Below are 13,670 nucleotides of genomic sequence, written 5' to 3'. Positions count from 1 at the left end.
GAGCTCACGAAAATGTTCGAAACCCCTACGACCGCGCGATTCGTCTCAAACGGTCAAAAGCGTCACCGCGTGAATCAGCAGCCCGACCGCGCCGCCTACCAGCGTACCGTTCACGCGGATAAACTGCAGATCGCGGCCGATGTTCAGTTCGACGTCGCGTACGAGCGTGGCATCGTCCCATTGGCGAACAGTCGTCGCGATGTGCTTCGCGATGCCTTCGCGCAGTTCAGGCGCCAGCGCCTTCAACGCATCGCGCATGTGCTCGTTGATCGAGTCGCGCAGCGCCGGATCGCTGCCGAGCGCCTGCGCGAACGTCGCCGCCACGCTGACCACCTTGGCGTGAAGCGTCGAATCCGGGCGTTCGAGATCGGCGTGCAGCCAGGCGGTGAACTCGTCCCACAGGCCGTTGACGTACGCGCGCAGTTCCGGCCGCTCAAGCCATTGCCGCTTGTGCTCGTCGATGCGCGACTTGAACGCCGGATCGGACTTCAGCCGTTCGACGAACCCTTCCACCGCGCGGTCGAATGCCTTGCGGCGCTCGTGTTCCGGGTCGCTGCTGATGTCGTGCAGCCACGTGTTCGCGCCGCGCACGAGGCCCGCCGCGAACTTGTTGCCGAGTTCCTCGGCGTTCAGTCCGATGAAGCCAAGCGCGCCAACGAGCTTCGGATACTCCTCGCCCGCCACCTGCACGATCTTGTCGGCGAGCATCTGCTGCACTTCGCCGCGGTCCAGCCAGTCGGCCAGTTCGCGCAGGCCTTCGTCGAGCAGCAGTTGATGGCGCTGGTCGGCAGTCAGCGTGGAGAGCAGGCCACCCGCCGCGCCCGCGAGGTCGAATTTTTCGGCGCGGCGGCGCAGCGCGTCGTAGAGCATCGTCTTGATGCGCGCGTCGTCGATGAAGTTCAAGAGCTGGCTTGCCGAGGTCACCGCCTTCCTGCCAAGCAGTTCGGCGTTCTTCGGCTCGGCGAGCCACATCGAGAGACGGCCGGCGGGATCGAACGCGTTCACGCGATCGACCAACGCGTCGGTGCCGAGAAAGCGGTCGCGCACGAACGCGGCGAGGTTGTCGGCGACGCGTGCCTTGTTCGCGGGCAGGATCGCCGTATGAGGAATCGGCACGCCGAGCGGATGGCGAAAGAGCGCGACGACCGCGAACCAGTCCGCCAGCGCGCCGACCATCGCCGCTTCCGCGAACGCCGAGACCCACGCCCACGCGCCGGCGTCGTGCTGGCTCCTGGCGAGCGCGAACAACGCGCCGGCCGCCACCAGCAAGGCCGCCGCGAACCACTTCATTCGTTTGAGTGCTGCTGCTTTATCCTGCGTTTCCATCTTGGAGTTTGTTCTGGTCCTGATTGGTCGAGGGGGCAAGCATACCAGCGTGTAGCGCGCGCTTCATTCTCTCGCCGAAGCGCGTTTTTGGAGCGCTTCGAGCGCGGCCAAGGCGCGCCCGGCATCGTCGACGGGAACGAAGATATGGTCATGAAACGCGGCCGCGACGACATTGCAACTGATGTTCGCATCGCCGAGCGCGCGGGCAAAGGCGGCGGTCAGGCCAACAGCGTTCAGGTCGGAGTGAACCGTCAGCGTAATCCAGGCGGCGCGAAAGAGCGGTGTCAGCCCGGCTTTCGACGCTTCGCTTTCCTCGACGATCATGGTCAGCCCTTCCCGTTCGCGGAAAGTAGCGATCGCCTCCACACCGCGCAGGTCGGCATCGAATGGCACGGACGCGAAAACATACACGCCCGCTTGCAATTTGGGTTTCATCGATGCAAGCAGCACGTCGAGAGTCGAGATCGCCTGGGTCATGATTTTTGTCCACCTAAACTCAAGCGGATTTTTCCACGGAGTGACAGCGATGATTTCAGATCGTAGCGAAGTGACGCGGATGATTCTCACCGCGAAGGTCGGCAAGGGGCTGAAATGGGCCGATGTCGCGCAAAAAGTCGGCCTGAGCAAGGAATGGGTGACGGCCGGCTGCCTCGGCCAGATGACCTTCACCAAGGAACAGGCGACGACCGTAGGCGAAATATTCGAACTTTCCGATGAAGCCGTCGCGTGGCTTCAGATCGTTCCGTGTAAAGGCTCGCTGCCGGGCGCCGTGCCTACCGATCCGCTGATCTACCGCTGGTACGAGATCGTGAACGTCTACGGAACGACGATCAAGGAACTGATCCACGAAGAATTCGGCGACGGAATCATGAGCGCGATCGATTTTTCGATGGACATTCAGCGCCAGCCCGATCCCAAGGGGGATCGGGTCAACGTCATTCTGTCGGGTAAGTTTCTGCCCTACAAGAGTTACTGAACAGTGAACCAACCGCAGTCAGGCGGCGTTTTCCTCCGCCGCCACCCGAGCCAGCACTGGCCGCAATGCCGCGCCGGTGTGGCTGCGCGCGTTTCGGGAAAGCGTCTCCGGATCGGCGGCCGCGACGATCATTCCGCCGTTCACACCGCCTTCTGGGCCGAGGTCCAGCACCCAGTCGGCTTCGGCGATCACGTCGAGATCGTGCTCGATCACGACGACGCTATGCCCGCCGTCCACCAGCCGATGCAGCACGCGGATCAATTTTGCGACGTCTGCCATATGCAGGCCGACTGTCGGTTCGTCGAGCACGTAAAGTGTGTGCGGCACCTTTTGCCCGCGCCGCGTGACGTCGTCGCGCACCTTGCTCAGTTCCGTCACGAGCTTGATGCGCTGCGCCTCGCCGCCCGACAGCGTCGGCGAAGGCTGGCCGAGCGTCAGATACCCGAGCCCGACGTCCTTCATCAACTGCAGCGGATGCGCGATGCTCGTCATCGAGCCGAAGAACTCGACGGCCTCGTCGATTTCCATCGTCAGCACTTCGCCGATGTTCTTGCCGCGCCACGTCACCGCGAGCGTTTCCGGGTTGAAGCGCTGGCCGTGACAGACATCGCACGGCACTTTCACGTCGGGCAGGAAGCTCATCGCGATCGTGCGTACGCCCTGCCCCTCGCACGCCGGGCAGCGGCCGTCGCCGGTGTTGAAGGAAAAACGCGACGGCGTGTAGCCGCGCGCGCGAGCTTCGAGCGTATCGGCGAACAGCTTGCGGATCGTGTCCCACATGCCGATATAGGTCGCCGGACACGAGCGCGGCGTCTTGCCGATCGGCGTCTGGTCGACTTCGAGCACGCGATCGATCGATTCCCAGCCGGTCACGCCCGAGCAGCCCTGCCAGTTGTGCGCGACGTCGAATTTGGGGCGCGGCGCCTCGCGCGACAAAACGCTCGCGCGGTTGCGCACGGGCGCGTCCGCCTGAGCGGCTTTGCGCGCGCGGCGCGTCGCGGGCGACGACAGCACCGAACGGCCGACCGCATCGAGGAGATTTGTCATCAAAACGTCGCGGGCGAGCGTCGATTTGCCGGAGCCGGAGACACCCGTAATCGCGACGAGACGCGTAAGCGGCATGCTCGCCGTGACGTTGCGCAGATTGTGCAGCGTCGCGCCTTCGACTGTCAGCCAATGCTCGGGCGTCGCCGCGCGCTTGGCAGTGCCGGCGCGCACGTCGCGGCGGGGTTTAAGCGGATGCACGATCGGGTTGGCGAGAAACTGGCCGGTCAGCGAATCCTTGTGCGCCGCCAGATCGTCGACGCCGCCCTGCGCGACCACCGTCCCGCCGCGCTTGCCCGCGCCCGGCCCGATATCGATGATGTGATCGGCGCGCCGAATCGTGTCCTCGTCATGCTCCACGACAACGAGCGTATTGCCCTTGTCGCCAAGCTTTTTCAACGCGTCGAGCAGGATTTGGTTGTCGCGTGGATGCAGGCCGATGGTCGGTTCGTCGAGCACGTAGCAAACGCCCTGCAGATTACTGCCGAGCTGCGCCGCGAGCCGGATGCGCTGCGCTTCGCCGCCGGAGAGCGTCGGCGCAGCGCGGTCGAGGCTCAGATAGCCAAGTCCGACTTCTTCCAGAAACTGCAGGCGCCCTTCGATTTCGCTGACGACATCGCGCGCGATATCGGCGTCGCGGCCTTTCAACGCGAGCTTCTGCACCCACTGGCGCGTGTCGCTGACGGTCCAGCGGCCAACGTCCGTGATCGGGAAGTTGCCGAACGTCACGGCGCGCGCGACCTCGTTCAGGCGCGTGCCTTCGCAATCGGGGCACGGCACGTCCACGACGTCGTCCGGTTCCTGATCGACCGAGCCGATGGTCTGCTCGCGGCCGCGGTCGTCGCCGGCGAGGATTGTGTCGTCGTAGGCGGCGCGTTGTTCGCGCGTGAGCTTCAGGCCCGTGCCGACGCAGGTCCCGCACCAGCCGTGCTTGCTGTTGTACGAAAACATGCGCGGATCGAGCTCCGGATAGCTCGTGCCGCACACCGGACAGGCGCGTTTTGTCGAGAACACGCGCGTTTCTTCCTTCCCGCGACGATGCCCGTTGCTGAGCGCGCCGTGCAGGTCGTCGAGCGGCGCGAGCAGATGCATCACGCCTTTGCCGACTTCGAGCGTCTCGTCGAGCAGCTTGCGCAGCGCCGCTTCGTCGTTCGCCGACACGACGAGATCGCCGACCGGCAGTTCGATCGTGTGCTCGCGAAAGCGATCGAGCTTCGGCCACGGGCTGACGGGCAAAAACTCGCCGTCGACGCGCAGATGCGTATTCCCGCGCGCCTTCGCCCATTTCGCGATATCGGTATAGACGCCCTTCCGGTTCACGACGAGCGGCGCGAGCAGCCCGACGTGCTGGCCCTTGAAATCGCGCAGGATTTGCGCGGCGATCGATTCGGCGCTCTGCGCCTGGACCGGCGCGCCATCGTGGACGCAGTGCTGGATGCCGAGCTTCACGTACAGCAGCCGCAGGAAATGCCACACCTCGGACGTGGTCGCGACCGTGCTCTTGCGCCCGCCGCGCGACAGACGCTGTTCGATCGCGACCGTCGGCGGAATTCCGTAGACCGCATCGACTTCGGGGCGGCCCGCTGGCTGAACGATCGAGCGCGCATACGCGTTCAGCGATTCGAGATAACGGCGCTGGCCTTCGTGAAAAAGGATGTCGAACGCGAGCGTCGATTTACCGGAGCCGGACACCCCCGTAATGACGTTGAACTTGCCGTGAGGAATGTCGACGTCGAGCGATTTCAAATTGTGTTCGCGCGCGTTGACGATGCGCACCACGTCCTCGCCCTGCAACGCGCGACGCGCGCTCGCCACTTCCGCAGCAAGCTGCAGCGGCACGCCCGACGCGCGCTTTTCGGCAGCGCCGGGCGCCATCGATTCTTCATAGTCGAGGAGTGCGCGGCCCGTGTGCGACTGCTCGCACGCGGCGACGTCGTCCGGCGTGCCGACGCACACGACTTGCCCGCCACCGTCGCCGCCTTCGGGGCCGAGATCGATGATCCAGTCGGCGGCGCGGATCACATCGAGGTTGTGCTCGATCACGATCAGCGAATGGCCGCGCTCCAGCAAGCGGCGCAGCGCCTGCATCAGCTTGGCGATGTCGTCAAAATGGAGGCCGGTCGTCGGTTCGTCGAACATGAAGAGGCGGCCCTGCTTTCCGCCCTTCGCTTGAGACGTTTCCGCGAGGAAGCCGGCCAATTTGAGACGTTGCGCCTCGCCGCCGGAAAGGGTTGGAACCGGCTGGCCGAGTTTTACGTATTCCAGCCCGACATCGACGATCGGTTGCAGCACGCGCAGCACTTCGGCATCGTTGGCGAAGAGCGCGACGGCCTCGCTCACCGTCAGTTCGAGCACGTCGGCGACGCTCAGATGACGCCCGCTGCGCTCGATCTTCACTTCAAGAACCTCGGCGCGATAACGCCGTCCGTCGCAATCCGGGCAGCGCAGGTACACATCGCTCAGGAACTGCATTTCGACGTGCTCGAAGCCCGAGCCGCCGCAGGTTGGGCAGCGGCCGTCGCCCGAGTTGAAGCTGAACATGCTGGCGCCGTAGCCGCGCTGGGCGGCGAGCGGCGCCTTCGCGAACAACTTGCGGATTTCGTCGAACGCGCCGACGTAGCTCGCCGGATTCGAGCGCGCCGTGCGCCCGATCGGCGACTGGTCGACGAAAACGACGTCGCTCAACTGATCGGCGCCTTGCAGCGCGCGAAACGCCCCCGGCGCTTCCGTCGCCTTGCCGAAATGGCGGGCGAGCGCGGGCGCGAGCACGTCCTGAATCAGCGTCGACTTGCCCGAACCGGATACGCCTGTCACGCAGACGAGCCGTTGCAGCGGGATCTCGACCGTGACCTCACGCAGGTTGTGGTCGCTCGCGCCTTCGAGAATCAGGCGCGGCGTGCTGTCGTCGACCAGACGGCGCAGCCAGTTCGACGCATGCGCCACATGTTTCCTACCGCCGAGATAGGCGCCGGTCAGCGTGTCGCTGTTCTGGATTTCGTTGGGCGAGCCGTCGTAGACGATGTCGCCGCCGCGCTCGCCGGGGCCCGGGCCCATGTCGATCAGGCGATCGGCGGCCAGCATCACAGACGGATCGTGCTCCACCACGACGAGCGTGTTGCCCGCGTCGCGCAGCCGGTGCATCGCCTCGACGATCCGGTTCAGGTCGCGCGGATGCAACCCGATACTCGGTTCGTCGAGGACGAACAGCGTGTTGACGAGCGACGTGCCGAGCGCGGTCGTCAGGTTGATCCGCTGGACCTCGCCGCCCGATAGCGTGCGGCTCTGGCGATCGAGCGTCAGATAGCCCAGGCCGACGTCGCACAGATATTTGAGACGCGTGCGGACTTCGGCGTGCAGCAGCTTCAGGGCTTCGTCGAGGAGCGTGCTCGGCAGCGTCAGCGAATCGAAGAAGCGGCGGATGCGTTCGATCGGCATCAGCATCAGGTCGTGCAGCGTGAGGCCGGGCATCGCCTCAAGCTGCGGACGCGTCCATTCGACGCCGGTCGGCATGAAGCGATCGGCCGGCGAAAGCACCGCGTCGGCCTGTTCCTTCGTGCCGAGGCGCCAGAGCAGCGCCTCGGTTTTCAGGCGCGCGCCGTCGCACGCGGGACATTTCGTGTAGCTACGATATTTCGACAGCAGCACGCGGATGTGCATCTTGTACGCCTTCGACTCCAGATAATCGAAGAAGCGCTGCACGCCGTACCACTGGTTACCCCACTTGCCCGTCCAGTCCGGCGAGCCCTTGATGACCCAGTCGCGTTCCTTTTGCGTCAGTTCGCTCCACGGCACGCCGAGACGAATGCCCGCCTTCGCGCCGTAGCGCATGAGATCGTCCTGATTTTCCTTCCACGCGGGCGTCTGCAGCGTCTTGACCGCGCCTTCCTTGAGCGTCTTGCGCTCGTCCGGGATCACGAGCCCCAGATCGACGCCGATCACCCGGCCGAAGCCGCGGCACGTCTCGCACGCGCCATAGGCCGAATTGAAGGAAAAGAGCGCGGGCTGCGGATCGGCATAGCGGATATCGCTCTCCGGGCTGTGCAGGCCAGTCGAAAAGCGCCAGATCTCGGGCTCGCCTTCGTCGGCGAGCACGTAGACGTTTACACGCCCCGTACCCCGCAACAGCGCGCCTTCGATCGCCTCCAGCGCGCGCGAGCGCTCGGTGTTCTGCAAGCGGAACCGGTCCGCAACGACATCGAGCAACTGTCGCGCGCCGCTCTCCGTCTCGACGTGACGCTTTGCCTGCACGCGCGTGTAGCCGCTCGCGGAGAGCCACTGCGTGACTTCGTCGTCGCTGGCGGTATCGGGGAGTTCGACCGGGAACGTGATCGCGATGCGCGGATCGCCGGCGCGTGTGCGTTCCAGTAGCTCGGCGTAGATCGTTTCCGGCGTGTCGTGCCGCACCTGATGCGACGTCTTTCGATCGAACAGTTCGGCGGCGCGCGCGTAAAAGAGCTTCAGGTGGTCGTTCAGCTCGGTCATCGTGCCGACCGTCGAGCGCGAACTGCGCACCGGATTCGTCTGGTCGATGGCGATGGCGGGCGGCACGCCGTCCACGCGGTCCACCTGCGGCCGGTCCATCCGGTCGAGAAACTGGCGGGCGTAGGCGCTGAACGTTTCGACGTAGCGACGCTGGCCTTCCGCGTAGAGCGTGTCGAACACGAGGCTCGATTTACCCGAGCCCGACGGGCCCGTAACCACCGTCATCTGGCCGGTGAAGAGGTCGAGATCGAGGTTCTTGAGGTTGTGCTGACGGGCGCCGCGAATGCGGATTGCGTTATTCGATGCCACTTTTTTGCTAACCGGTTCAATGAGTTATGTCGCTCAGTTCCGGCTCGGTGTGCACACGGCTTATGCCATCCGCAGGCTCCCGGCCGCCAAGCTCGACACTGTACACTCATACAGTGTTTGTCGCAAAAAGTGCCGAGCACGCGGTAGTCCAGCAGAAGCCGTTCCGCTCCGGCGGAATCCACGAAAAATAGTTTGCCGCTTGCCGGCAAACGGCATAAAATGACGACCAATGATTGTTGCTTTCGAGTGCGCCGAAACGAGGGCGCTGTTTGAAACCGGGCGCACCCGCCGCTTCGCGAACATTCTGGCCGCAGCCGAGCGCAAACTCACGCTGCTCGACGCCGCCGCCACGCTCAGCGCGTTGCGCACGCCGCCGGGCAATCGGCTCGAAGTATTGCGCGGCGATCTCGGCACTACGTACAGCATTCGCGTGAACAATCAGTGGCGCCTCCTGTTTTCATGGACGCCGGACGGACCCGCCGAGGTGCGGATCATCGACTACCACTAAGCGACTATCACCAAGCGAGGCTACATCAATATGGCCAATTTCAAGAACGGCATGCGTCCGGTCCACCCGGGCGAAGTGCTGCGCGAGGACTATCTCGTGCCGCTCAACATGACCGCGAACGCGCTCGCCCGCGCGCTCGACGTCACGGCGAACCGCATCAACGACATCGTGCTCGAACGGCGCGGGATCACGCCCGAAACGGCGCTGCGGCTCGCGCGCTACTTCGGCGGCGACGCCCAGACATGGCTCAATCTGCAAGTGACGTACGACCTGAAGATCGCCGAGCGGGAGCACGCGGAGGAGATCGCGCGGACGATTTCACCGCGCGATACGGCGTGAACGGGCAATCGGCTGGTCAGCGTTTGGCGAGCGGGTGAAACGCCGAATCAGTGACTTCAATCAAGCCTGCGGTCTGCACCGCGCGTTCGCGTGGCAGCGCCAGCAGATTGAACGACGCGATGTTGTTATAGATATTCTCGGACTTCGCAAAATAGTTGTCCGGATTGAAAAGCGCCGGGATGTGCCACCAAACCCTGTAGTCCTGTGACCATATCCATTCGATCAGCGCGGGTGATCGATCCATGCGGTCGTTTTCCACATACAGCACCGGACGGGAGCGCCCGATAGTGCGTTGCGCCCCCTGCAACGCGGACAATTCGAAGCCTTCCACGTCAAGTTTAATGAGGCTTACGAGTGCGCCGCCCAACATCTCGTCAAGCGTTACGCACGGAACAACGACCGTGTTCGCGCCGGCCTCGGTCTGCATTGACACGCCTCCGAAATTGCCCGGCGAATAGTAGTCTTGTGACGGAAAGTGGAGTTCGCCCTTCTCCGCCCCGCAGGCGAAAGGCCAAGCCCGAACATTCTGGATATTGTTCAGCGCGAGATTTGCGCACAGGTTCTGAAAAATGACGGGCTGAGGCTCGAATACCACCATCGTCTGGTGGTTTTGAGCCGCGGTCTTCGCCATCGCGATGCTATGAGCGCCGATATTGGCCCCCACCTCAACCACAAGTCCGGAACCGCCGACCAACTGCATGATGAACTGCGACTCGATTTCGCTGAATTCGCCATACTCCAGCAGCGCCCTTCCGATGAAAAAGTCGTTACCGTTTGCCAGCATCGAACCGTGACGCGTCTGAATTAGGTACATCGGCGGCGTCAGTGGGGTCGGCGAAGCGTTCTGCATGGTTTTTCCTGTTTTCTGTCAACAAAACATCACTTATACGCGTGATATGCTCCACTGTGTCGCTGGATTTGTAGAAAAGTGCGCATAAGTGAGTGTTTGCTTCCGACCCTAACATCTGCCCTGCTCACTTCGATCAATATTGGAAATTCTCCGCAGCAGCCTGTCGCTGCAAGACCTCGTACACCGTCGTTCAAGGCGATCGCGCGACTTTCGGTAAAGGTAGACGTCCACCCGAAAATGATCCGCGAGAACGCTCCTAGTGATTTTCCGAGAGCCGGCTAAAGGAAGCAGCTCTCGACGGCCCCGACCAGATCAGCGGTCGATGACGAGCAGCGTCGAGGTCGCGGAGGCGTGCAGGCGGCCGCTCGCGTCCTTTAGCGTCGCCTCGGCGAACGCGGCGCGCCGTCCGATCGACAGCACGCGGCCCTCAGCGCGCAGCAGGCCCGAGTCGCGCGTAATCGCCTTGTGGTATGAAACCTTCAGTTCGAGCGTGGTGTAGGCCTGCGCCGGTGTGAGACACGAGTGCACGGCGCATCCGCACGCCGAGTCGAGCAGCGTGGCCGCGTAACCGCCGTGTACGGTGCCGATCGGGTTGTATGCGTGTTCGCCCGCGATGCCCGCGAACACCGCCCTGCCCGCCTCGACTTCCACGAAGTCGAAATCGAGCGCGACGAGTATTCCGGGCTTGCGTCCCGAGGCGATCAGCGCGCGCAATTGCGAGAGGCCGTCGAGGCCGGCGCCGGTTTCTTCGATCAGGCTCATATCCCCGTTCTCCTTACTTGACCGCTTCGACGAGCGACGGCGTGCGGCTCGCGAGCGCATCGGCATCCACGGGCGTCTGGCTCCAGCCACCGCCGAGCGACCGGTACAGCGCCACCGCCGCCAGCGCATGCTCGCGCTTCGCCAGATTCAACGAATCCGCGTCCTGCAGATACGACTCCTGCGCCGCCAGCACGTCCAGGAAGCTCGCCGCGCCGCCTTTGTAGAGCTGCGTCGAAAGTGTCAACGACTTGTCTGACGCGGCGAGCGCATCAGTGAGACGCGCGGACTGCTCGGTCGTGCTGACGAGGTCGCTCCTCGTATCCTCCACTTCCTTCAGCGCCTGCAGCATCGTCTGCCGAAGGTTCAGATCGGATTCGCGCAACCGGCTCTCGCTCTGCTCGATCCCAGCCGTGATCCGGCCCGCATTGAAAATCGGGCTCGTCGCGTTGAGGGCGGCGCTGAAGAGGTTGTCGGTGAGGGTCGGCAGGCCGAGATACGACGACGCCAGCAAGCCGTCCGTCAGACGCAACGAAAATTTCGGATAGCGCTCCGCCCGCGACACCCCGACCTCCGCCGCGCGCTGCTGGACGGTCGCGTAGGCGGCGAGCACGTCCGGGCGGCGCAGGAGCGCATCGGACGGCAGCGTCTGCGGCACGCCGCTCGCGGGCACCGGGATCACGGGCGCGTCGCCGGCGTTCGCGAGCATCAGCCGGTCGACGGATTCGGGCGTGCGACCCGAGTACACGGCGATCAGGCTCAACTGATGCTGAATCGTCGACTGAACGCGCGGAATGCGTGATTGCAGGTCGCTCAACTGGTTCTGCGCGCGCGAGACGTCGAGCTGCGTCGAGAGGCCGTATTGCAGGCGGCGCTGTGTCAGCCGCAGCGCGCGTTCGCGGATCGCGAGATTGTCCCGCAGGATCTTCAGTTCCGCCTGCGCCCAGCGCAAATCGACATACGCCGACGCCGTATCGGCTGCGAGCGCGAGCCGCAACTGATCGGCGGCATGTTCGCGTCCGACGAGTTGCGCCTGCGACGCCAGCAATTCCAGCCGCTCGCCGCCGAACACATCGGGCGTCCAGCTCAGCGACAACCCGATCCCCGCCTGACGCACGTAGCCGAGCGGCGGCGGCGTGTTCTGACGGGCATCGGAGGCGCCGGCGTTCGCGTCGAGTTGCGGGAGGAGCGCGGCGCGGCGCTGCGTCGTGAGCGCCTGCGCCTGCTTCACGCGCTCGACGGCGGCTTGCAAATCGAGATTGTCGTTCAGCACCGACGCCACGAGTTCGTGCAGCACCGGGTCGCCGAACTGGGTCCACCACGCGGCGGGATCGGCGGGATCGCGCGGCACGTCCACGCTCCATGCGGCGGGTGCCGTGGCAGTAACCGTGGCGGGCAAATCGGCGTGCGTCGCGGGTTGCACCGCACACGCGGCCAGCGACAGACAAGCCAGGATTTCAACGAGAAGTTTTCTCATGATCGTCTCAAATTTCCGCTTGGAGGCTCAATGCGCGTCGGAAGGCGGCGCGCTGGTAATCGGCCGCGAGAACAGAACGCTGACCACGCCCACCGTGAAACACAGCGCCAGCAAGTAGAAGCAATCGGCGAACGTCAGCACGAGCGCCTCGCGGAACACGAGCGCGTGCAAGTTCGCGAGCCCGGCCTGCGTGGCGTCGAGCGCATCGCCCGCCACCGACGCGAAGTGCCCCGCACTGCGCGCGAGCAGCCCCTCGACCTGCGGATTGCCGACCGTCACGCTCTCATTCAGCCGCAGATAGTGGAGATTCAGGCGATCGTTGAGCATCGTCGCGCTGACCGCGATGCCGATCGCGCCGCCGAGATTGCGCATCAGGTTGAAAAGCCCGCTCGCCGATTTCAGCCGCGACGGCGGCAACGAGCCGAGTGCCATCGTGACGATCGGCGGTACGGCGAACTGCTGGCCGATGCCGCGCAGTGCCTGCGGCAGCAGCAGTTCATGCCAGCCCCACTGGTTCGTGAGCGGTGTGTATAGATAGCAACCCGCGCCGAAACACACGAGGCCGAAAACCAGCAGCACGCGCATATCGATGAACTTCGTCGCGAGCGCGTAGGCGCCGAGCGCGAGCAGCTGGAAACATCCGACCGACAGCAGCGCGATCCCGATTTCCAGCGAATCGAAGCCCCGCACGCGGCTCAGGAACACCGGCGTCAGGAACACCGATACGAAAATTCCGATGCCCGTCACGAACGACAGCAGGCTGCCGATCGCGAAATTGCGCACCGCGAGCGCCTTCAGATCGACGATCGGGTCCTTCGCCGTGAACGCGTGCACGAAGAACAAAAAGCCACAAATCGCCGAAATCCACGTACACGCGACGATGACGTGATCGCCGAACCAGTTCTTGCGCGGCCCTTCTTCCAGCACGTATTCGAGACAGCCGAGAAAGCCCGACATCAGCACGATGCCGAGGTAGTCGCCCTTTTTCAGCAGCGAGAGATCGGGCTCGTCGATGTGCACGAACTTCGGCACGAGCGCCGCGACCACGATGCCCGGCACGACGTTCAAATAGAACAGCCAGTGCCACGACCATTGCGACGTGATCCACCCGCCGATCACCGGGCCGATGGCCGGCGCGAGCGAGGCGAGCGCGCCGATCGTCGTCGATGCGATCAGGCGCTGCTTGCCGGGGAACAGCACGAACGCGGTCGTAAAGACGGTCGGGATCATCGCGGCGCCGAGCGCGCCCTGCAGGCCGCGAAAGAGGATCATCGAGTTGATGTCCCACGCCATGCCGCACAGCATGCTCGTGATCGTGAAGCCGACCGCCGATGCCACGAAGAGCCAGCGCGTGGAGAACACCTTCGAGAGCCAGCCGGACATCGGGATCACGAGGATTTCCGCGATCAGGTACGACGTCTGGACCCACGAAAGCTCATCCTGGCTCGCCGACAATCCGCCGCCGATGTCCTTCAGCGACGACGCGACGATCTGTATATCGAGCGTCGCCATGAAAAAGCCGAGGCACATCAGCGCGAACGCGAGCACGCGCTGCTTCGTGGGCTGGCTGGCGGGATCTAAGGGAAGGGTCGCGGTCATG

At 64.2% G+C, this 13,670-nt stretch carries 10 protein-coding genes; 3 read left to right on the top strand and 7 right to left on the bottom strand.

Translation table 11 applies throughout. The annotated features are described in order from the left end of the window. Positions 1 to 45 precede the first annotated feature (45 nt). Together AWB65_RS06780 and AWB65_RS06775 are read right to left on the bottom strand one after the other, a co-directional pair. On the bottom strand, positions 46 to 1,290 hold the full coding sequence (locus tag AWB65_RS06780) for a DUF445 domain-containing protein (protein WP_235007529.1): 1,245 nt from the start codon (positions 1,288 to 1,290) through the stop codon (positions 46 to 48). A 99-nt stretch (positions 1,291 to 1,389) separates the two neighbouring features. Then, on the bottom strand, positions 1,390 to 1,803 hold the full coding sequence (locus AWB65_RS06775) for an ACT domain-containing protein (RefSeq protein WP_087666411.1): 414 nt from the start codon (positions 1,801 to 1,803) through the stop codon (positions 1,390 to 1,392). A gap of 49 nt (positions 1,804 to 1,852) precedes the next feature. On the opposite strand from AWB65_RS06775, the gene cynS reads away from it, so the two are divergent. Next, a complete protein-coding gene (gene cynS / locus AWB65_RS06770; RefSeq protein ID WP_087666410.1) occupies positions 1,853 to 2,302 on the top strand; it encodes a cyanase in 450 nt (149 codons plus the stop codon). A gap of 18 nt (positions 2,303 to 2,320) precedes the next feature. On the opposite strand, the gene uvrA is transcribed toward cynS, so the two are convergent. Continuing rightward, entirely contained in the window at positions 2,321 to 8,137 is a 5,817-nt protein-coding gene (gene uvrA, locus AWB65_RS06765) for an excinuclease ABC subunit UvrA (RefSeq protein WP_087666409.1), read from the bottom strand. Positions 8,138 to 8,366: 229 nt separating this feature from the next. Between uvrA and AWB65_RS06760 the strand changes: the two genes are divergently transcribed. After that, positions 8,367 to 8,645 carry a type II toxin-antitoxin system RelE/ParE family toxin gene (locus AWB65_RS06760; protein WP_087666408.1) on the top strand — a complete coding sequence of 93 codons (279 nt, stop codon included), beginning with the start codon at positions 8,367 to 8,369 and terminating at the stop codon, positions 8,643 to 8,645. Positions 8,646 to 8,675: 30 nt separating this feature from the next. Then, entirely contained in the window at positions 8,676 to 8,984 is a 309-nt protein-coding gene (locus tag AWB65_RS06755) for a HigA family addiction module antitoxin (RefSeq protein WP_087666407.1), read from the top strand. Between the two features lie 16 nt (positions 8,985 to 9,000). Here the strand turns inward: AWB65_RS06755 and AWB65_RS06750 are convergent, their stop codons facing one another. From AWB65_RS06750 to AWB65_RS06735, 4 genes are all read right to left on the bottom strand, one after another. Beyond that, a complete protein-coding gene (locus AWB65_RS06750) occupies positions 9,001 to 9,834 on the bottom strand; it encodes an FkbM family methyltransferase (protein ID WP_087666406.1) in 834 nt (277 codons plus the stop codon). Positions 9,835 to 10,146: 312 nt separating this feature from the next. Then, a complete protein-coding gene (locus AWB65_RS06745) occupies positions 10,147 to 10,596 on the bottom strand; it encodes a PaaI family thioesterase (RefSeq protein ID WP_087666405.1) in 450 nt (149 codons plus the stop codon). A gap of 13 nt (positions 10,597 to 10,609) precedes the next feature. Further along, positions 10,610 to 12,070 carry an efflux transporter outer membrane subunit gene (locus AWB65_RS06740; protein WP_087666404.1) on the bottom strand — a complete coding sequence of 487 codons (1,461 nt, stop codon included), beginning with the start codon at positions 12,068 to 12,070 and terminating at the stop codon, positions 10,610 to 10,612. Positions 12,071 to 12,097: 27 nt separating this feature from the next. Beyond that, positions 12,098 to 13,669, bottom strand: coding sequence for a DHA2 family efflux MFS transporter permease subunit (locus AWB65_RS06735; protein WP_087666403.1), 1,572 nt, complete (start codon positions 13,667 to 13,669; stop codon positions 12,098 to 12,100). Position 13,670 lies beyond the last annotated feature (1 nt).

Origin of the sequence: Caballeronia humi (assembly GCF_001544475.1) — a bacterium.
GTDB classification, from domain to species: Bacteria; Pseudomonadota; Gammaproteobacteria; order Burkholderiales; family Burkholderiaceae; genus Caballeronia; species Caballeronia humi.
Note: the sequence above shows the minus strand (reverse complement) of the source record. Positions and strands in the feature narration are given on the sequence as shown.